Genomic DNA, 17447 nt, shown 5'->3' with positions numbered 1-17447 from the left:
GGGACGCGCCACGGCGGGCCTGACGTCCGGATGGACGCGGTCCGCCGCAGCATGGCCAATCCTTGAGCGCCGACCCCTGCTCCGTCGTCGTCCCTGCGCAGGCCGTTTGCCTACTGCGGACGCAGTAGTCCCCTCCCCCGCCCGGAGGAGCGCACGCCCTGCACCGGAAGCAGCGCCCGGACCTGCGGCGGAAGCAGGTCCGGTCACCCGTGCGGGCGGCGACGGCGGGCCGCGGACCGGTGGGCGAAGTAGCGTGATGTGACCTGACCCGTCCGCCGACGTGCGGTTCGGGAGGATCCCACCCGATCGGTGCTGCTTTCGCAGCCCGCCGCCGGAGGTGCCCATGGGCGTTCCAGCCGCCCGCATCGTGTTCGACGAGAGCGACCGCGCGGCGGTCGCCGAAGCGGTGACCGAGATGCTCACCACCGGGGCGCTGACCCTCGGTCCGTGGACCGAGCGCTTCGAGCAGGCCTTCGCCGCCGAGCACGGCGCCTCGTACGCCGTCGCGGTGAGCAGCGGCACGGCGGCGCTGGAGGTGATCCTGCGCAGCGTCGACGTCCGGGGCCGCGACGTGGTAGTCCCCGCCGTCACCTTCTACGCGACCGCCGGAGCGGTGGTGCACGCGGGCGGGCGTCCGGTCTTCGCCGACGTCGACCCGGCCACCCTCGCGCTCTCCCCCGAGACCCTGGAGGCGGCGCTCACCCCGGACACCGCCGCGGTCGTCCTGGTGCACATCGGCGGACTGGTCGGCCCGCAGGTCGACGCCCTGCGGGCGCTGTGCGACCGGCGCGGCATCCCGCTGGTCGAGGACGCCGCGCACGCCCACGGCAGCAGCTTCGACGGGCGCGCGGCCGGGACCTTCGGCCTGGCCGGGGCCTTCTCCTTCTACCCGACCAAGGTCACCACCAGCGGCGAGGGCGGGATGATCCTCACCGAGTCTGCGGAGCTTCGCGACGAGGCCCGGATCCACCGTGACCAGGGCAAGGGCTCCTTCACCACCAACCACCACGTGAAGCTCGGCTACTCCTGGCGGATGAGCGAGCCGCACGCCGCGATCGGCGCGGTGCACCTGCGCCGGCTGAAGGAGTTCATCGAGACCCGCCGGGCCGTCGCCCGCCGCTACGACGCGGCGCTGGCCGGGCTGGACGGCCTCGACCCGGTGCTCGAACCACCCGGCTGCCGCGGCAACTACTACAAGTACGTGGCGCTGCTGCCCTCCGGGGTGGACCGCGCGGAGTTCAAGCGGGCGGTGGCCGAGGAGCACGGCGTGCGGCTGTCCGGCGAGGTCTACGACCTGCCGCTGCACCTCCAGCCGGTGCTCGCCCCGTACCGGCGCGGGCCGCTGCCGGTGGCCGAGGACGTCTGCGCCCGGCAGGTCTGCCTGCCGGTGCACTCCGACATGACCGAGGACGAGACGGAGCAGGTGGTCGACGCCGTCTCCGCGGTGTACCGGCGACTGGCCGGATAGCCGGAGCGAAGGGAGCAAGATCGTGCGGATAGCCGTCACCGGGGGCTGCGGATTCATCGGCTCACACGTCGTGGACCACCTGATCGCGGCCGGCCACGACGTCCTCGCGGTGGACACCACCGACAAGTACCTCAACCCGGACGCCGAGCACGCGCGGCTCGACGTCCTCGACCTCAAGGCCCTCACCACGGCGCTGGCCGGCAGCGAGGTGGTCTACCACCTGGCGGCCATGGCCGACGTCGAACAGGTCTGCGCCGATCCGGTCCGCGCGGTGCGGACCAACATCGACGGCACCGAGGCCGTCCTGGAGGCCGCCCGCCGCAGCGGCCTCAGCCGGACCGTGCTGGCGAGCACCGTCTGGGTGTACGGCGCCGCCCTCGCCAACGAGCAACTCGACAGCGGGGAGCAGGAGTTGGACGAACACGTGCCGATCGAGCTGGAGCACAGCGGCCATCTGTACGTGGCCACCAAGCTCGCCGCCGAGATGCTGGTGCACAGCTACCGCGAGCTCTACGGGCAGCACTTCACCATCCTGCGCTACGGCATCCCGTACGGCCCCCGGATGCGGGACGAGCTGGTCGTCGCCCGGTTCGTCCAGGCCGCGCTGGCCGGCCGGCCGATCACCATCGCCGGGGACGGCCGGCAGAGCCGCAACTTCGTCTACGTCGAGGACCTCGCCGACGCGCACGTCCGGGCCCTCTCCCCCGCCGCCGAGGACCAGACCTTCGCCCTGGAGGGCTCGACGGCCGTCTCGGTACGGGACATCGCCGACACCGTGGACGGCCTGCTGGGGCCCGTCACCATCGAGCACATCGACGGGCGCAAGGCCGACTACGCGGGGCGGCGGATCTCCTCGGCGCAGGCCAAGCGGCTGCTGGGCTGGTCGCCGAGGACCAACTTCACGGACGGCGTGCGGCGCTACGCGGACTGGTACCGGGCCACCGTCGGCTCGGCCGCCGGCGCCTGACCGGGCCGCCCGATGCCGCACGCCCTGCTCGTCTCCGGCTCGCTCGGGCAGGGCCACGACGTGATGGCGCAGGCCTGCGCGGACACCCTGCGGGAGCGCGGCTGGACCACTCGCACCGTCGACGCCATGGCCCTGCTCGGGCAGCGCTCGGGCGCGACCGGGGAGGCGGTGTTCCGCCGGCTGCTCGACCTGCCCGGGGTGTACGACGCCTTCCACTTCTCGGCGCTGCGACCGGGCACCCGGCTCGCCCTGCTCGCGGACGCGGCGGCGCGCAGCCGACTGGTCCCGGCGCTGCGGCGGCTGGTCGAGGCGCAGCGGCCGCAGCTGGTGGTGTCGGTGTTCGCCACCGCGACCTCGGCGGTCAACCGGCTGCTGCGGCAGGCTCCGGAGCGGGAGTTCCGGCACTTCGTGTTCTGCACCGACGTGACGCCGCACCGGCTCTGGGTGCAGGAGGGGACGGACCTGTTCCTGGTCACCTCGGAGGTCGCCGCGTGCGCGGTGCGGCGGTACCGCCCGGACGCCGACATCGCCGTCGTGCCGGCGCCGCTGCGGCAGCCGTTCTACGGGCCGCCGGCGCGGGCCGCGGCGCGCGCCGAGCTCGGCGTGCCGGCCGGCGCCGCGTGCGTGCTGCTGATGTCGGGCTCCTGGGGGCTCGGCCCACTCGCCCGCACCGCCGCCTCGCTGGCCGCCGCCGGGCCGCACGTGCTCGCCGTGGCGGGGCGCAACCGGGAACTGGAGCGCCGGCTGCTGGCCGCCGCGCGCCGCGAGCCCCGGTTGCACCCCTTCGGCTACACCGACCGCGTCCCCGCCCTGATGGCCGCCGCCGACCTGGTGGTCACCAGCTCGGGCGACACCTGTAGCGAGGCCCGGGCGCTGGGCCGGCGGCTGCTGCTCCTCGACGTGGTGCAGGGGCACGGGCGCGACAACCTCCAGCACGAACTGGAACTCGGCCACGCCGACGTCGCCACCGCCCACCCGGCCGAGGTGGTCCGCAACGCCCTGGCCGCACTCCGCCGCCCCGAGCCGGCGCCGAGCCCCGGCGCCACGCCGGCGGCCTGGCAGTCGGGGTTCGGGGCGGCGCTGCGGCGGGTCGGGCTGGGATAGCCGAGGCGGGCCGGAGCGGCCGGGCCAGGGTGCACGTCCGGCGGCCCGGTCGAGGGCCGGCCGGCGTCCGTCGGTCCCGACGACGCGTCCGTCACCTCCGACGGTTCCCGCCTGCGGGCGGCACCCGGTGGTCGCGGAGGGGGCCGAGGGTGAGGTGGTGGGTGCGGCAGTGGGCGGCGATCAGGGGGAGGGCGGCGAGGGTGGCGCGCCAGGAGTCGGGGGCGGAGGTGCAGTCGGAGTCGTGCAGCAGGAGGGTGGCGCCGGCGGTGAGGCCGGGGCGGGCGGTCGCGTAGACGGACTCGCCGGTGGCCTCCGCCGTCCAGTCGCGGCCCCAGGCTGTCCACAGCACGCTGCGCAGGCCGAGCCGGCGGGCGGCCAGGGCCGGGCCCGCGGTCAGCACGCCGTACGGCGGGCGGTACCAGAGCGGGCGGGCTCCGCAGAGTTCGGTCACGGCCTCGGTGGCGCGGCGCAGTTCGCGCAGGTCGCGGAGCGGGGCCGGGTACCGCTGCGGCCGGTGGTACCAGCCGTGGACGGCCACCTCGTGGCCGCGCAGCACCAGTTCGCGGCCGAGCGCGGGGGCGCGCTCCAGCATGGTGCCGAGCAGGAAGAAGGTGGCGCGGGCGCCGAGTCCGTCCAGCGCGTCGAGGACGTACGGGGTGCTGCGGGGGTCGGGGCCGTCGTCGAAGGTGAGGGCGACGTGGCCGGGAGCGGTGCCGTGGCCGGCGGTGCGGCGGGCCAGGGTGCGGCGCAGCGGCGGCAGCCGGACCGCGGCCGGGGCGAGGTGCAGGAACTCGACGCCGGCGGCGACGCCGAGCGCCGCGGCGGCGAGCGTCCCGGTGCGGGCGGCGGCGGTGCTCAACCGGCGCTCACCCGAAGCGCGAGGCCATCCGGCGGAACACGCCCGGGGCCACCCCGTGGATGCGGGCCGGGAAGCCGAGCCAGTGCGGGACGAAGAGCCGGTCGCGCTCGGTGGTGATGGTCGCGACCACGAGGTCCGCGACCCGCTCCGCCGGGACCGGGCGCGGCCGCTCGCGCTGGTACGGCGTGCCGCGCCGGTCGAAGAACGGGGTGTCCACCGCGCCCGGCAGTACCAGGCGCACGCCCACCCCCGTGCCGCGCAGCTCGTACCAGAGGCTCTCCGCGAACATGGTCAGCCCGCCCTTGGTGGCGGCGTACCCCGACTCGTCGCGCACGCCGACCTGGCCGGCCATCGAGCCGATCAGCACGATCCGGCCGTGCCGGCGTTCCAGCATGCCGGGCAGCAGCAGGCGGACCAGGCGCAGCGGCGCGGCGAGGTTGACCTCGATCATCCGGTCCAGGGTGTCGGAGGGCGTCCGCTCGTACGGGCCGCGCCAGCCCAGGCCGGCGCTCGCGATCAGGGCGTCGACCCGGCCGGTCTCGGCCAGGGCGGCCTCCGCGAGACGGGCCGGGCCGTCCGGCTTGCTCAGGTCCTCGGGCAGGGCGCGGCCGCCGGTGCGTTCGGCGAGGTCGTCCAGGCTGGCGCGGTCGGTGCCGGAGAGCAGGGTGTGCCAGCCGGCGTCGGCCAGGCGGGTGGCGGTGGCGTGGCCGATCCCGGAGGAGGCGCCGGTGATCAGCGCGACGGGGCGGCCGGTCGGGTCGGCCTGGCCCTTGAGGCCCGTGGGATCCGCGGAGTCTGCGGGATGCGTGGGATACGCGGGGTCCGGGCCGTCCTTCGGGTCCGACCGCCGGGGTCGGGAGTGGGGCTCCTCCGCCATCGGGCACCTGCCGCTCTGTGACCGTGTAGCCGTCCTTTTTGTCCGGCAAGTCACCTTCGCACGGCGGAGCCGTCCGGGCTACCGGGGCGGGCCGGCGGGCTCCGTCTCGGCGTCCCGGCGCGGGGCGGACGGCTCGGCGGACCCGCCCTCCAGCTCACCGAAGCGGGAGAGCACGAAGGTGCCGCCCACCGCCACCACGAAGCCGGTCAACGCGCACCACTCGAAGCCGGGGCGCGCGGCGTCCCCGAGCGCCGTGACGCCGACCAGCGCAGGGCCGAAGGTCTCGGTCACCGTCCCGGCGGCGGTCGCGGCCGTCACCGTGCCGCGTTGCAGGGCCAGGGCGTAGGCGAGGTAGCCGCCGAGCCCGCCGACGGCGAGGGCGTAGGCGGCGGGGTCGGTGAGGACCGCGACCGGGCCGGAGGCGTCCAGGACCCGCACCGCCAGGCTGGTCACGCCGAAGCCGACGCCGGCCAGCAGCCCCAGGCCGGCCGCGGCCGCGTTGCCCTCGCGGCGCACCAGGGCCACCGTGGCCAGCAGCATGACGGCGGTGGCGGCGAGCAGCGCCCAGTGGAAGGCGGGCGCGGCGTGGTCGCGGCCCTCCGGGCCGGAGCCGAGCGCCAGCAGGGTCAGGCCGGCGACCACGGCGAGGATGCCCGCGAGGTCGCTCCGGTGCAGCCGCGCCCCCAGCAGTCGGACGGCGGCCACGGCGGTGACGGCGAGGCTGGCATTGGTGACGGCCTGGACGAGGAAGAGCGGGAGGGTGCGCAGGGCGACGATGCTCAGCACGAAGCCGACGATGTCCAGCAGCGTGCCGAGGATGAACTGCCAGGACCGCGCCAGCGCGGCCAGCAGGCCGGCCCGCACCCGGTCGGCGCGCGGGGCCGACCTCGCCCCGCGCGCCTGGAAGACCGCCCCGAAGCCGAAGCAGACGGTCGCGGCCGACGCGGTGGTGAGTCCCAGCAGCATTCCTCTCCCAGCCTCGCGGGGCAGCTTCGATCCACCACCAGTCTGTGCCCGGGGGAACGGGGGCGCACGGGTGGGACGAAGGGGGTGAGGGGTACCACCGGGACGACCCCGTCGGCCCGCATCTCGCGATGCGGGCCGACGGGACGGCGGGAGGGCTCGGTCAGCCGAGCGCGCCCGCGAGCAGCGTGGCCGTCCGGGCGACCAGGGGCTCGTCCTTCGGGGCCGCCTCGTCCGCCGGCTTGGTGGTCAGTACGGAGAGGAGGACGGGGGCGCCCGCCGGAGTCCAGGCGATGCCGACGTCGTTGGTGGTGCCGTGGCGGCCGGTGCCGGTCTTGTCGGCGAGGGCCCAGTCCGCCGGGAGGCCCTCGCGGAACCGGTGGGTGCTGGTGGTGTTGGCCCGCAGCCAGGCGGTGAGCTGGTCCCGCTTGGCCGGCGGCAGGGCGTCTCCGAGTGCGAGCCGGCCGTAGGTGAGGGCGATGGCGTGCGGGGTGGTGATGTCGGTGCGGCGGTCGGGCTCGGCGGTGTTGAGCTCGGGTTCCCAGCGGTCCAGGCGGGTGACGCGGTCACCGATCGAGCGGGCGAAGCGGGTGACGGCGGTCGGCCCGCCGAGCTCGCGGAGCAGCAGGTTGCCCGCGGCGTTGTCGCTGTAGTCGATGGTGGCGGCGCAGAGTTCGGCGACGGTCATGCCGTTCGCCAGGTTCACCTCCCGGCCCGTGATCGGCGCACCGCCCCCGCCCTCGGCACCGACGGTGCCGCCGGCCCGCGTGACGTCCTCGGCGGTGTACCGGATCCGCTTGGCGAGGAACTCGCCGTCGCGGTCGAGGTCCCGCAGGACGGCGGCGACGGCGACGGTCTTGAAGACCGAGCAGATCGGGAACGGCTCGTCCGCCCGGTACCGGACGGTCCGGCCGGTGGCCAGGTTGCGGCCGTAGACGCCGAGGCGGGCGGAGTGCTCCTGTTCCAGGGCGGCCAGGGCCCGGTGGAGGCCGTTCCCGGTGGCCGGGTCGTCGCCCGCCGGCGCCGCGGAGGCCGTTCCGCCGGTGGCGGCGGTGACGGCGACCGCCGCTCCGAGGCCCACGCCCAGGCCGAGGACGGCACGGCGGCTGTGGCGGCTGTGGCGGTGTACTTCCGAAGACTGCGGGTCCATGCGTCCCCCTTGATCGACTGTCGCGGCGCGTGCCGCTTCTTGATCACCAGGACGCGGTGCGTGCGCAGATGGTTCGTCAGCCGCCGCGATCCGTTGGACGGTTCACGGCCGCAGGGCCACCGCCGCGTAGGCCGAGGCCTGGTCGGGGGCGGCGGGGACCTCGCCGGGCGTGGGCCGCCACTGTGGAGTGGGGACGACGCCCGGGTCGAGCAGGGTCCAGCCGTCGAAGAAGCGGACGATCTCCGGCCGGGTGCGGGGCTGGACGGCGGTACCGCCGGAGGCGTATATGCGGACCAGGTCGGCGATGTCGCGGGGTGCGAACTCGGGGGTGACGTGGGTCATCACCAGGGCGCTGCCGGGGGCGAGCGCGGACTTGAGGTGTTCGACCAGCTCGTACGCGCCGCGGGCGTCGGGGACGAAGTGCAGCAGGGCGTTGAGGGAGAGCGCGACGGGCCGGGTGAGGTCGATGGTCTCGCGCAGGCCGGGGGCGGCGAGCAGCCGGGCCGGGTCGGTGACGTCGGCCTCGACGTAGGCGGTGCGGCCCTCGGGGGTGCCGGTGAGCAGGGCCTGGGCGTGCGAGAGGACGATCGGGTCGTTGTCGGCGTAGACCACCCGGGCGCCCGGCCGGATGCCCTGGGCGATCTCGTGCAGGTTGGGCGAGGTGGGGATGCCGGTGCCGATGTCGAGGAACTGGTCGAAGCCGGCCTCGGCGAGCATCCGGGTCGAGCGGTGCATGAAGGACCGGTTGACCCGGGCTCCGGTGCGCAGCCAGGGGGCCACGGCGAGGGCGTGTCCGGCGGCCTCGCGGTCGGCGGCGAAGTTGGTGAAGCCGCCGAGGAAGTAGTCGTACATCCGGGCCGAGTGCGGCGCGTTCAGCCGTAGGTCCACCCCGTCGTAGAGGCCCATCGTGTTCTCCCTCCGCTCCGCTCCTGATCGATCGCTTGCTGCCCAGGACGGGCGGGGGCCAACCGTGAACAGGTCGCCCCGCGGGTGACGACGAGGATTCGAGACCCATGAGATGACAATCTGTATTCGGATTGCAGCCTGGAGTGACAGGGCTGATGGAATGAGGATGGGCGCAGACAGCCCGACCCTCGGGTGGCCCGGTGCGCAGCCGACGGCCACGGAAAGCAGGATCGATGACGATCGACAGGTGTGTCCCCGCGCGCGGGCACCGGGGCGGGACGGCCGTGGCGTACACCGGTGAGGTGCCGGGGCCGGAGCGGCCGGCCGGCCCGGAGTCCGGCCTCCGATCCGCGTTCGGCCTCCGCCTGGACCTCACCTATGCCGCCTTCTGCGAGACCCATGAACCCGCCTGGCACGCCCTCGCGTTGACCCGGATAGGCAACCGGTCCGACGCCGCGCTGGTGGTCGGGGCGGTGAAGTCCGACCTGGCCCGCTGCTGGCCGCAGGTGCTGCGCTTCGAGGAACCGGCCGCGTACGCCTGGCGGTTGGCCAACCGGCACGTCTCGGACTGGGTGGCCGCCGAGGAGCCGGTGGAGGTGGAGGCGGTCACCTTCGCGGCGGTGATCGGGGCGTTCAAGCAGGTGGCGAAGGGACTGCTGCACAGCGAGGCGGACGAGGTGCGGCTGTACGCGGCGATCCTCGAACTGCCGGACCGGCAGCGGGATGTGGTGATCCTGCGCTACCTGCTCGGCCTGCACGTCAAGGTGATCGCGGCGTACCTGGGACGGCCGGTGGCGACGGTGCACTCCAACCTCCGGCACGCCCGGGACCGGCTGGCCCTTCGACTCGGGGTGGGCGAACTCCCGGACGGCGGGGGCGATCTGTGACGGCGGGGCCGCAGGACGGCACCCCGGCCGACGGCGGGCGAACGGTGTTCCGCGTCCCGCGGCCCGAACGCCCCCATGCCGAGCGGATCGCCGCCGTGCGCCGGGCCCGGCTGACCGCCGCTCCCGCCCACCTGCCCTCGGAGCACCAGCAGGCCGCCTTCGAACTCGGTCTGGTGGTGGCCCTGGTGCTGGGCGCGCCGGACGCCTCGCGCGGACTGGACCTGCTGGTGGACGCGCGGCGGATCGAACCGGAGGGGGCCGAGGTGTTCGGCGCGCTGCTGTACGCCACCGGCAAGGAGGAGGGCGCCGAGTTCTGGTGGCGCTTCGCGGCCGGCTCGGGCAGCGGAACGGCCGCCTATTGCCTGCACCTGCATCACCTGGTGCTCGGCGAGACCGACGACGCCGACTACTGGCGGGCCTGGTCGGACCAGTTGGCGACGGCCGAACGGCCGCCCGGACCACGGGCGTTGCGGATGGACCGGCCGCTGCTGCCGGACAGCGTGCGGCGGGATGTCCTCTCCCGGGTGCACCGGGGGCTGGCGCCGCAACTGCCGCCGGCGCTGGTCGCGGTGGTCGACCGGCTGCCGGTGCAGGACGGCGACGAGGAGGAGGTGCCGAGCCCGTGGGGGCTCACCTCGGGGGCGACCTCCGCCTGCTCCTGGGAGGACCTCCGGTGGGGGGCGGCGGGCGATCACGACGACCCGTGGGGGTGAGGGCCCGGCAGGCTGCCGTGATCATCCCTTCAGGTGAGCGCGGACAGCGCGGCGACGACGGCCGGGTCCCGCCCGCTCCCGGACTCGGTCCGCTCCCCCGCCGGGGTGGCGTGCCGGACGACGTAGTGGTGCGGTGCCATCGCGGTGTCACGGCCGGGCAGGGCGGCGACCACCGCGCGATGGGCGTCGGCGGGGCCGAAGGCGGGGCCGGACGCCGCCACCTCGGCCACCAGTCTCCCTTCCACCACGGACAGCCGGTGGTCCCCGAGGGCGGTGTGCAGGAGGTCGCGGACGGCCGCGAGGTCGATCCAGGAATCGTCGATCAGCAGCCACTCGCCGTCCCGGCCGCCGCCCGGCGGGCCGAGCGCGGCAGGCAGGTCGGCGAGCAGCACCGGGCCCTCGGCCGCGGCGGCGAGCAGGGCCGGCAGCGCCCGGGCGAAGGTCTCGGCCTCCTCGGGGTCGAGCACCTGGGGGCAGGCGATCAGGGCGAAGTCCAGGCTTCCGGCGATCCGCAGGATGGTGAACATCAGCCGCACCGGCAGTGGCGGGGCGGGCAGCACGGTGAGTTCGGGGTCGGCGGCCGGGAGCGGCCGGGTGTCGGCGACGGTGGCCGGGATGGTCAGGCTCAGGTCGTTGACGACCACCTGGCGGCCGAACCGGGCTCCGCGCAGGTGGGCCGCGTCCTCGACCAGCCGCCAGACCTTCTCGGCGTCCAGGGTGCTGTGCCAATAGGCGTTCAGCGAGGCGGACTTCGCCCGGCCGATCAGCTGGTCGAGGTCGGCCGCGCCGGTGTCGAGCAGGATCAGCGCGTCCTGTGCGAGGGTCCCGACGTGGTCGGTCAGCGCGGCGCGCTGGCGGTTGGCGGAGAGCGCCGAGAGCACCAGTTCGCGCCGGCCCGCGCGGTGGGCGACCAGCGCGGCGAAGGCGGCGAGCAGGACGACCGAGGGGCTGGCGCCGGTGCGCCGGCAGACCGCGGCGAGGTGGTCGGCGGCGGCGCGCGAGCGGACCAGCAGGGCGCCGTGGTCGCGGGGCGGTCCGGTGACCCGCGCGTCGGCGAAGACGGTCTGCGGGCCGGTGGTCAGGATGCGGGCCCAGTGCCGCAGCGCGGCGGCGGCCCTGCGCCGGCCCTGCGGGCTCTGCTCCGCGACGGCGATCCGCAGCGGGGTCGGCGCGGTGACCGGCGGCAGTTCCTTTCCGGCGGCGAGGGCGTGCCAGTCCTCGATCAGCACCGCGGTGGCGGCGCCGTCGGCCCCCGCGTGGCAGACCACGGCGACCAGCCGCAGCAGCTGGTCACCGGCGGCGACCAGAGTGAACCGGACTCTCGGCGGCGCGTCGAGGGCCACCGGGACGGCGACGTCCAGACGGCCCAACTCCTCGGCGAACACGTCGAGTTCGGCTTCCGAGCGACCACCGGCCTCGACCACGGAGACGCTGAACCGGCCGTCCCGGTGCACCACCTGGCGGTCCGGGAAGCCGTCCGCCCCCGGGCCCGCGGGGAAGGACGTCCGCAGCGACTCGTACCGCTCGACCAGCAGGCGCAGGGCGGCCAGCCCGGCGGGGACCGAGGTGCCGTGGGGCACCGGCCAGACGGAATCCCGGTTGATCTGCTCGGGGGCGCTCGACCGGATACAGCGGACCATGTTGTCCTGGCCGCGGGTGAGCGGGCCGGAGCCGCCACCTTCGGCGGCGAACCGGACGGTGACCCGCCTGGCGGTCCGCCCGGCGGTCCGGTGCGAGCCGCCCGGTGTCGCGCCGAGTGACGTCGGATCGTGCGGTGTCGCGTCGTGCGGGCTGGCGTCGTGCGGGGTCACGTCGTACGCGCCTTTCGGCTCGCCCGGGAGGGCTCGGCGGGGGTGTGATCAGGACGCTACCAGCGCCCTCGCGGACTGGTCCAGACCAACTGCGGCAGATCGGCTCCAGCCTCAACTCGGTTTCCACACATTGGATTTGACATGTATCGGCGAATCCCCGAGAGCGGCGACGGCAGCCCGGAACGGCTCGGCGACAGGGACGTCGCAGAGCCGGGCCGAGCCGGTGCCGAGCCCGCCCGGATCGGCCACCAGCACCGGCGACGGACCGGCCACGGGCACGCCGAAGGACTGCGCGAGCCGCCCGCCGTACGCCTTGACGCAGGCCTCGCGGCGGCACCAGAGCGCGGTGAACCGCGCCGCCCGCTCGGCCGGCTCGACGGGCTCGGCGACGAACCGCGCCTCCTCGGACGGGAACCAGCGGGCGGCCATCCGCTCGGCCGTCCGGGGATCGTGGAGCCGCTCGACGTCGACGCCGACCGCCCGCCCCTCAGCGAGGGCCAGTGCCGCGAACGCGTCCGAGGCCGACCAGCTGACCCGCAGTCCCCCGCCCTCCGCCGGCTCGGGCTTGCCGTGCGGCCCGTACCGCCAGACCAGCTCGGCCGGGCGCACGCCGAGCCGGGCGGCGACCAGTTGCCGGACGGCGCCGCGCACCACGGTGAAGCGCTCGCGCGTCCCGAGGTCCGCCCGAGCCGCCCGGGCGCGTTCGTCAGGGTCCAGCAGTCGCCGCAACTCGGCGGTCACTGCTTCTGGTTGGCGCGTATCGATCAGCCAGAGGTCGACCGCCGTCACGGCAGGGTCAGCGTGCTGAGCACGCCGAGCCGCCGGTCGTACCCGGCCAGCAGCGCGGGCCGGCCGTCCACCCGCCACCGCGGCAGGTGGTCGGCCAGTTCCGCCCAGAGTCCGGTGAACGGCTGGTCCGGCGCCGGTTCCCGCGCGTCGAAGCCGGGGCCGAGCAGCAGCGCCGCCTCGGGCCCGAGCTCCTCGGCCTCGTCCCGGACGGTCTCCGCCGGGGAGGTCGCGCCCCGGGTCTGCCGGACGGTCAGACCGTCGCCGGAAGCCTCCTCGCAGACCAGCACCACCACCGCGTGCCGCTGCGGCAACGGCACCGGCCCGGGTGGTTCGTAGTGCAGCGCGGTCTGTTCGGCGAGCACCACCACGGCCCGGCGGCAGCCGCCGGTGCGCTGGTGGTCGGCGGCCAGCCGCAGGGCGGTGAAGGCCGCCGCGCCACCCTGGTCGCAGACCGCGAAGGCCAGCGGGCTTCCCGGTACGGACCGGCTGAGCGCCAGCGAGGACGGCGCGCCGGGCCGTACGTCCGGGGTGTCGAAGGCCAGGACCAGCAGGTCCACCGGCTCGTCCTCGGCGAGCGCCTCGCACAGCGGTCCGGCGGCCAGTTCCTCGTAGGAGTGGCCGACGCCCTCGCCCAGCAGGTCCTCGCGCAGCGGCAGGCCGTAGGGGCGGACCAGGTCGGAGACGAAGACCCGCAGGTCCGGGTCGAGCGAGGTCTCCGAACGGCCGTCGAAGCGGCGGGCCAGCGCCCGGGTGATGCGCAGGCCGGTGGGACCGGGGGCCATCCGGTCAGTCCTCGGGGATGACGTGCCCGGCGACGTAGTCGGCCAGCCTGGTGACCGACCGCAGGTCGTCCTCGGTGATCTGCTCGACGTCGACCTGGATGTCGAGCGTCTCCTCCAGCTCCAGGATCAGCTCGATGGTGCCGGCCGAGGTGAGCCCGAGGTCGTCGAAGAGGCAGGCGTCCTGCGGGATCTCGGGCAGTTCGCGCTTGAGGACGCGCGGCAGGAGCTCGCCGATGCCGTGCAGGATGCGCTCGCGCAGTTCGGGGTCAGTGGTCTGGACCGCGGCTTCTGACATGGGTGTCCCGTCCCGTCGTACGTGGGATGTGTGCTCCGGGGCTTGAAGGCGCCCCGGGGGCTCTGGGGTGGTGCGGGGGATCTGACGACACTGGCGGCCGGCGGCTGCTGCCGGCGCGATCGGCGGACCGTCAGTACCGCATCGCCATCGCGGAGAAGGTCGCTCCTACACCCGCGGCGGCGATCAGGTAGTGGTCGCCGCGGCGGAGCAGCCCCCGCGTGATGGCGGTGTGGAGATTTATGAGGCTGTCCGAGGCGAAACTGTGCCCGACCGACCGCACGTTGTCCAGCACGACTTTCTCGACCGGGTAGCCGATCCGGCGCGCGATCATCCGCCAGGAGGCCTGGTTGACGTTGTGCGGCAGGATCGCGGCCAGGTCGGAGAGGTCCAGACCGGCCTGGTCCAGGGCGGCCTCGATCGCCTCCACCATCACGTTCGGGTACTCGCGCTGGTAGCGGGCGAGCAGGTCCGGGTCCTCGGCCAGCCGGCCGTCGAACTCCGGGCGCTGGCGCACCGCGAAGGAGAGCATCCGGTGGCGCTCGCCGTCGGCGCTGACCAGGCAGGCGGCCGCGCCCTCGGCGAAGATGCCGGTCTCGGGCACCACCTGGGCGTCCCTGGTGAAGGTCTTCTCACCGGTCAGCACCAGGGCGAGCGCCGCCGGGTCGGGGTCGGACGCGAGCAGCCGGCCGGCCAGGTCGATGGCCAGCAGGCCCACCGCGCAGGCGTGGTGGGTCACCGTGAAGGCGTTGGCGTGCGCCAGTCCACGGGCGTCGAGCAGGTCGTGCAGCGGGTTGAGCGGGTGGGGCACCGCCACCGGCATGCTGCGGGCGTGGATCACGAAGCGGATGTCGCGTTCGCGTCCGCGCAGCTCCGGCAGGTTGTCCAGGGCGGCGTCGAGCAGGTCGGGCAGCGTCCCGGCCGGGTCCAGGCGTAGCTGGTCCAGGCCGTGGAAGCGGCGGAAGAGACGGAGTTGACGTGGGGTCAGGCCGATGCGCTCGCCCACAGCCTCGATGGGAACGGCGTGTGGGGGGAGGTGGACGGCCACTGCCTCCAGTGCGGTCACGCGGGCTAGTATTCCGACGCCCGCCGGGTCGCACAAGTGATCTCGGGCCCTCCTCCGTCGCCGCCGCTCCCCGGAAGCCGTCAACCGCCTTCCGGCGCGGCCGCGTTCACCCCCGCGCCGTCGAGCAGGTGGGAGATCTCTCATGCCCAACCCTGAACCGCCCTACCCCCGAACCCCGTTGAACCAGGAGCTGGTGGCCCTGCTGGTCGAGGTGGCCGGCGCGCCACCCGGCTGGGCTCGCCACGTCACCCCGGACGCCCGACTGGACGGCGACCTGCTGCTGGACGAGGACGAGCTCGCCGACCTGGCCGAGCGGCTGCGCGAGCGCTTCGGCCCCCGAGCCGACCTCGCCGCGCTGCGCGCCGGGCTGGACCTGGCCGCGCTGGAGGCCCTGACCGTCGCCGACGTGCAGCGACTGCTCCCCGAGGAGGACACCCGATGACCAGGTACCTGCTGGTGATGCCACCCCTGACCGGGCACGTCAACCCGGCCGCGGGCATCGCCGCCGAACTGACCGCGCGCGGGCACCAGGTGGCCTGGACCGGCACCGAGTCGGTGCTGCGCCCGCTGCTCGGCCCGCGGGCCGAGGTGCTCGGCACCGGCACCCGGGCGTTCCGGTCCCAGGGCGGGCACGGGCTGGCCGCGCTGCGCTCGCTCTGGGAGGGCTTCATCGTCCCGTACACGCGCTTCACCCTGAAGCCGCTGGACGCGATCGTGCGGGAGTGGCGGCCGGACGTGCTGCTGGTCGACCAGCACACCCCGGCGGGCGCGCTGGTCGCGCACCGGCACGCGCTGCCGTGGGCGTCCTTCGCCCCCGGGGCGATGGAACTGGGGCGCCCCTACCGGGCGTTGCCGCAGGTCGAGGCGTGGATGACCGGGCTGCTGCGCGGGCTGTGGGAGCGCGCCGGACTGCCCGCGGCGGAGTACCTGGACCCGCGCTTCTCCCCCCGCCTGGTGCTGGCGACCACCGGACCGGCACTGACCGGCTCCGCCCCGCCGCCGGAGCACGCGCTGGTCGGGCCGGTGATCCCGGCCCGGCCGCACGATCCGGACTTCCCGTGGCAGCGGCTGCTGCCCGGCCGGCGGCGGGTGCTGGTCACCATGGGCACGCTGGCCGGCGAGCTGGGCGCGGACTTCCTGGCCCGGTCCGTCCGGGCGCTGGAGCTGTACGGCGAGGACGTGCAGCCGGTGTTCGCCGGGCCGCGCGAGCTGCTGCCCGAACTCCCCTCCCGCGCCGTGGCGGTGGACCGGGCGCCGGTGCTGGAGCTGATGGCGCGCGGCGAGCTGGACGCGGTGCTCTGCCACGGCGGGATGAACACCGTGGGCGAGGCGCTGGCGCACGGCCTGCCGCTGGTCACCGCGCCGATCCGGCACGACCAGCCGATCGTCGCCGGACAGGTGGCTGCGGCGGGCGCGGGGCCGCGGGTGCCGTTCGCGCGCGTCACGCCGGAACGACTGGCGGACGCGCTGCGGGCCGTACTCGACACAACGGAGCACCGGGAGCGGGCGGTTCAGGTCGGGCGGGAGCTGCTGGCCGGGGGCGGCGCGGCGGCCGCGGCGGACCGCCTGGAAGCGCTCGGCTGAGCGGGCCCGACCGGCACTCCTTCCCTGCGGACCGGCCCGCGACCGGCGCGGACCCGCCTCTCGTCGGCCCCCCTTAGCAGACCGGGAGAGCACACGTCCATTGGTCTAGGCCATTGTTTCCTGGGCGTGGTTCACCCTAGGGTGTCGCAGCGGCACCGCCCTCCGCAGGTGCCCAGCCCCGCCTTCCCAGGTGCCGTGGCAGCCCATCCCCGCACGGGAGTTCCGGTTGATCGAGACCACGGGACTGCGCAAGTCCTACCGCAAGAAGACCTCCCGCCGCGGCGGCGGGGACCCCACCGTGGACGCCGTCCGCGGCATCGACCTGTCGGTCGCCGCCGGCGAGATCTACGGCTTCCTCGGCCCCAACGGCGCCGGGAAGACCACCACCCTGCGCATGCTGGCCACCCTGATCCGCCCGGACGGCGGACAGGCCGTCATCGCCGGGGCCGACCTGTTCACCGACCCCGCCGGGGTCCGCCGCCGGATCGGCTACGTCGCCCAGGGCGGCGGCACCACCGACAACGTCAGCGGCCGCGAGGAGCTGGTGCTCCAGGCCCGGATGTACGGCGCGGCCAAGACCCGGGCCGTCCAGGCGGCCGCGGACGCCCTCAAGGCCTTCGACCTCACCGAGTTCGGCGACCGCCCGTGCGCCACCTACTCCGGCGGCCAGCGCCGCCGGGTGGACATCGCGCTCGGGGTGATCCACCAGCCGCAGGTGCTGTTCCTGGACGAGCCCACGGTCGGACTGGACCCGGCCAGCCGGGCGTACGTCTGGGAGGAGATCCGCCGGCTGCGCACCGAGGGCATGACGGTGGTCGTCACCACGCACTACCTGGACGAGGCCGACGCGCTCTGCGACCGGGTCGCCATCGTCGACCACGGCCAGGTGGTGGCCGAGGGCACCCCCGAGGTGCTCAAGCGCGAGATCTCCGGCGACGTCGTCCTGCTCGGACTGGACGGCGGGGACGCCGCCTTCGAGCGCGCGGCCGAGGTGCTGCGCCCGCAGCCGTACCTGCACCGGCTGGAGCAGAACGGCGACGAGGGGCTGCGGCTGTACCTGGAGGACGGCGCCGCCGCGATCCCGCGACTGCTGCGCGCCCTGGACGCGGCGGGCCTGACGCCCGGCACCGTGCAGCTCCAACGGCCCAGCCTGGACGACGTGTTCCTGGCCCGCACCGGCCGCTCGCTGCGGCAGTCCTGACCCCGCGAAACCACCCGGACCCGCACAC

The 17447-nt window shown here is 75.2% G+C and carries 18 protein-coding genes; 8 read left to right on the top strand and 10 right to left on the bottom strand.

The genetic code is table 11. The annotated features are described in order from the left end of the window. Window positions 1–343 precede the first annotated feature (343 nt). Genes ACZ7RU_RS15530 through ACZ7RU_RS15520 form a run of 3 tightly spaced genes read left to right on the top strand, consistent with a single transcriptional unit; the run spans window position 344 to window position 3539 of the window. Entirely contained in the window at window positions 344–1468 is a 1125-nt protein-coding gene (locus ACZ7RU_RS15530) for a DegT/DnrJ/EryC1/StrS family aminotransferase (protein WP_470341456.1), read from the top strand. Window positions 1469–1490: 22 nt separating this feature from the next. Further along, on the top strand, window positions 1491–2435 hold the full coding sequence (locus ACZ7RU_RS15525) for an NAD-dependent epimerase/dehydratase family protein (protein ID WP_470341455.1): 945 nt from the start codon (window positions 1491–1493) through the stop codon (window positions 2433–2435). Between the two features lie 12 nt (window positions 2436–2447). Beyond that, window positions 2448–3539, top strand: coding sequence for an MGDG synthase family glycosyltransferase (locus ACZ7RU_RS15520; RefSeq protein ID WP_470341454.1), 1092 nt, complete (start codon window positions 2448–2450; stop codon window positions 3537–3539). 91 nt (window positions 3540–3630) lie between these two features. Here ACZ7RU_RS15520 and ACZ7RU_RS15515 read toward each other — a convergent pair whose 3' ends face one another. The 5 genes from ACZ7RU_RS15515 to ACZ7RU_RS15495 form a co-directional block, all read right to left on the bottom strand. After that, a complete protein-coding gene (locus ACZ7RU_RS15515) occupies window positions 3631–4398 on the bottom strand; it encodes a polysaccharide deacetylase family protein (protein ID WP_470341453.1) in 768 nt (255 codons plus the stop codon). A 7-nt stretch (window positions 4399–4405) separates the two neighbouring features. Beyond that, on the bottom strand, window positions 4406–5275 hold the full coding sequence (locus ACZ7RU_RS15510) for an SDR family NAD(P)-dependent oxidoreductase (RefSeq protein WP_470341452.1): 870 nt from the start codon (window positions 5273–5275) through the stop codon (window positions 4406–4408). 78 nt (window positions 5276–5353) lie between these two features. Continuing rightward, window positions 5354–6241 (bottom strand): DMT family transporter, encoded by an 888-nt coding sequence (locus ACZ7RU_RS15505; RefSeq protein WP_470341451.1) that lies wholly within the window; start codon window positions 6239–6241, stop codon window positions 5354–5356. A 160-nt stretch (window positions 6242–6401) separates the two neighbouring features. After that, the gene (bla, locus tag ACZ7RU_RS15500) at window positions 6402–7388 is read right to left on the bottom strand and encodes a class A beta-lactamase (protein ID WP_470341450.1); all 987 of its coding nucleotides are present in this window, start codon (window positions 7386–7388) and stop codon (window positions 6402–6404) included. A 102-nt stretch (window positions 7389–7490) separates the two neighbouring features. After that, on the bottom strand, window positions 7491–8294 hold the full coding sequence (locus ACZ7RU_RS15495) for an SAM-dependent methyltransferase (protein WP_470341449.1): 804 nt from the start codon (window positions 8292–8294) through the stop codon (window positions 7491–7493). A 233-nt stretch (window positions 8295–8527) separates the two neighbouring features. Between ACZ7RU_RS15495 and ACZ7RU_RS15490 the strand changes: the two genes are divergently transcribed. Continuing rightward, a complete protein-coding gene (locus tag ACZ7RU_RS15490; protein ID WP_470341448.1) occupies window positions 8528–9181 on the top strand; it encodes an RNA polymerase sigma factor in 654 nt (217 codons plus the stop codon). Then, complete coding sequence (locus ACZ7RU_RS15485; RefSeq protein ID WP_470341447.1) at window positions 9178–9894, top strand: hypothetical protein; 717 nt, start codon at window positions 9178–9180, stop codon at window positions 9892–9894. The genes ACZ7RU_RS15490 and ACZ7RU_RS15485 overlap by 4 nt, the downstream gene beginning before the upstream one ends. 29 nt (window positions 9895–9923) lie before the next feature. Here the strand turns inward: ACZ7RU_RS15485 and ACZ7RU_RS15480 are convergent, their stop codons facing one another. The 5 genes from ACZ7RU_RS15480 to ACZ7RU_RS15460 all read right to left on the bottom strand — a co-directional run bounded on the left by ACZ7RU_RS15480 (window position 9924) and on the right by ACZ7RU_RS15460 (window position 14574). Next, window positions 9924–11705 carry a condensation domain-containing protein gene (locus tag ACZ7RU_RS15480; protein WP_470341446.1) on the bottom strand — a complete coding sequence of 594 codons (1782 nt, stop codon included), beginning with the start codon at window positions 11703–11705 and terminating at the stop codon, window positions 9924–9926. A 111-nt stretch (window positions 11706–11816) separates the two neighbouring features. Next, complete coding sequence (locus ACZ7RU_RS15475) at window positions 11817–12446, bottom strand: 4'-phosphopantetheinyl transferase family protein (RefSeq protein WP_470341445.1); 630 nt, start codon at window positions 12444–12446, stop codon at window positions 11817–11819. A gap of 44 nt (window positions 12447–12490) precedes the next feature. Continuing rightward, window positions 12491–13276: a hypothetical protein gene (locus tag ACZ7RU_RS15470; RefSeq protein ID WP_470341444.1), complete on the bottom strand. Its 786-nt coding sequence runs from the start codon at window positions 13274–13276 to the stop codon at window positions 12491–12493. Between the two features lie 4 nt (window positions 13277–13280). Beyond that, entirely contained in the window at window positions 13281–13571 is a 291-nt protein-coding gene (locus ACZ7RU_RS15465; RefSeq protein WP_470341443.1) for a phosphopantetheine-binding protein, read from the bottom strand. 130 nt (window positions 13572–13701) lie between these two features. Continuing rightward, window positions 13702–14574 (bottom strand): 3-oxoacyl-[acyl-carrier-protein] synthase III C-terminal domain-containing protein, encoded by an 873-nt coding sequence (locus ACZ7RU_RS15460; protein WP_470341442.1) that lies wholly within the window; start codon window positions 14572–14574, stop codon window positions 13702–13704. 202 nt (window positions 14575–14776) lie between these two features. Here ACZ7RU_RS15460 and ACZ7RU_RS15455 point away from each other — a divergent pair, with 202 nt between their 5' ends. The 3 genes from ACZ7RU_RS15455 to ACZ7RU_RS15445 all read left to right on the top strand — a co-directional run bounded on the left by ACZ7RU_RS15455 (window position 14777) and on the right by ACZ7RU_RS15445 (window position 17419). Further along, on the top strand, window positions 14777–15076 hold the full coding sequence (locus ACZ7RU_RS15455; protein WP_470341441.1) for a hypothetical protein: 300 nt from the start codon (window positions 14777–14779) through the stop codon (window positions 15074–15076). Further along, a complete protein-coding gene (locus tag ACZ7RU_RS15450; protein WP_470341440.1) occupies window positions 15073–16218 on the top strand; it encodes a glycosyltransferase in 1146 nt (381 codons plus the stop codon). Before ACZ7RU_RS15455 ends, ACZ7RU_RS15450 begins: the two co-directional genes overlap by 4 nt. A gap of 226 nt (window positions 16219–16444) precedes the next feature. Beyond that, on the top strand, window positions 16445–17419 hold the full coding sequence (locus tag ACZ7RU_RS15445) for an ATP-binding cassette domain-containing protein (RefSeq protein WP_470341439.1): 975 nt from the start codon (window positions 16445–16447) through the stop codon (window positions 17417–17419). The last annotated feature ends 28 nt before the right edge of the window (window positions 17420–17447 follow it).

The organism is Kitasatospora sp. NPDC114501 (assembly GCF_055633695.1).
This window is presented reverse-complemented; position numbering and strand designations above follow the sequence as displayed.

Excerpts from the sequence above, each read along its gene's own strand:
- ACZ7RU_RS15530 (WP_470341456.1), top strand. The coding sequence starts at position 344 with ATGGGCGTTCCAGCCGCCCGCATCGTGTTCGACGAGAGCGACCGCGCG.
- ACZ7RU_RS15520 (WP_470341454.1), top strand. The coding sequence starts at position 2,448 with ATGCCGCACGCCCTGCTCGTCTCCGGCTCGCTCGGGCAGGGCCACGAC.
- ACZ7RU_RS15510 (WP_470341452.1), bottom strand. The coding sequence starts at position 5,275 with ATGGCGGAGGAGCCCCACTCCCGACCCCGGCGGTCGGACCCGAAGGAC.
- ACZ7RU_RS15505 (WP_470341451.1), bottom strand. The coding sequence starts at position 6,241 with ATGCTGCTGGGACTCACCACCGCGTCGGCCGCGACCGTCTGCTTCGGC.
- bla (WP_470341450.1), bottom strand. The coding sequence starts at position 7,388 with ATGGACCCGCAGTCTTCGGAAGTACACCGCCACAGCCGCCACAGCCGC.
- ACZ7RU_RS15495 (WP_470341449.1), bottom strand. The coding sequence starts at position 8,294 with ATGGGCCTCTACGACGGGGTGGACCTACGGCTGAACGCGCCGCACTCG.
- ACZ7RU_RS15490 (WP_470341448.1), top strand. The coding sequence starts at position 8,528 with ATGACGATCGACAGGTGTGTCCCCGCGCGCGGGCACCGGGGCGGGACG.
- ACZ7RU_RS15470 (WP_470341444.1), bottom strand. The coding sequence starts at position 13,276 with ATGGCCCCCGGTCCCACCGGCCTGCGCATCACCCGGGCGCTGGCCCGC.
- ACZ7RU_RS15465 (WP_470341443.1), bottom strand. The coding sequence starts at position 13,571 with ATGTCAGAAGCCGCGGTCCAGACCACTGACCCCGAACTGCGCGAGCGC.
- ACZ7RU_RS15455 (WP_470341441.1), top strand. The coding sequence starts at position 14,777 with ATGCCCAACCCTGAACCGCCCTACCCCCGAACCCCGTTGAACCAGGAG.
- ACZ7RU_RS15450 (WP_470341440.1), top strand. The coding sequence starts at position 15,073 with ATGACCAGGTACCTGCTGGTGATGCCACCCCTGACCGGGCACGTCAAC.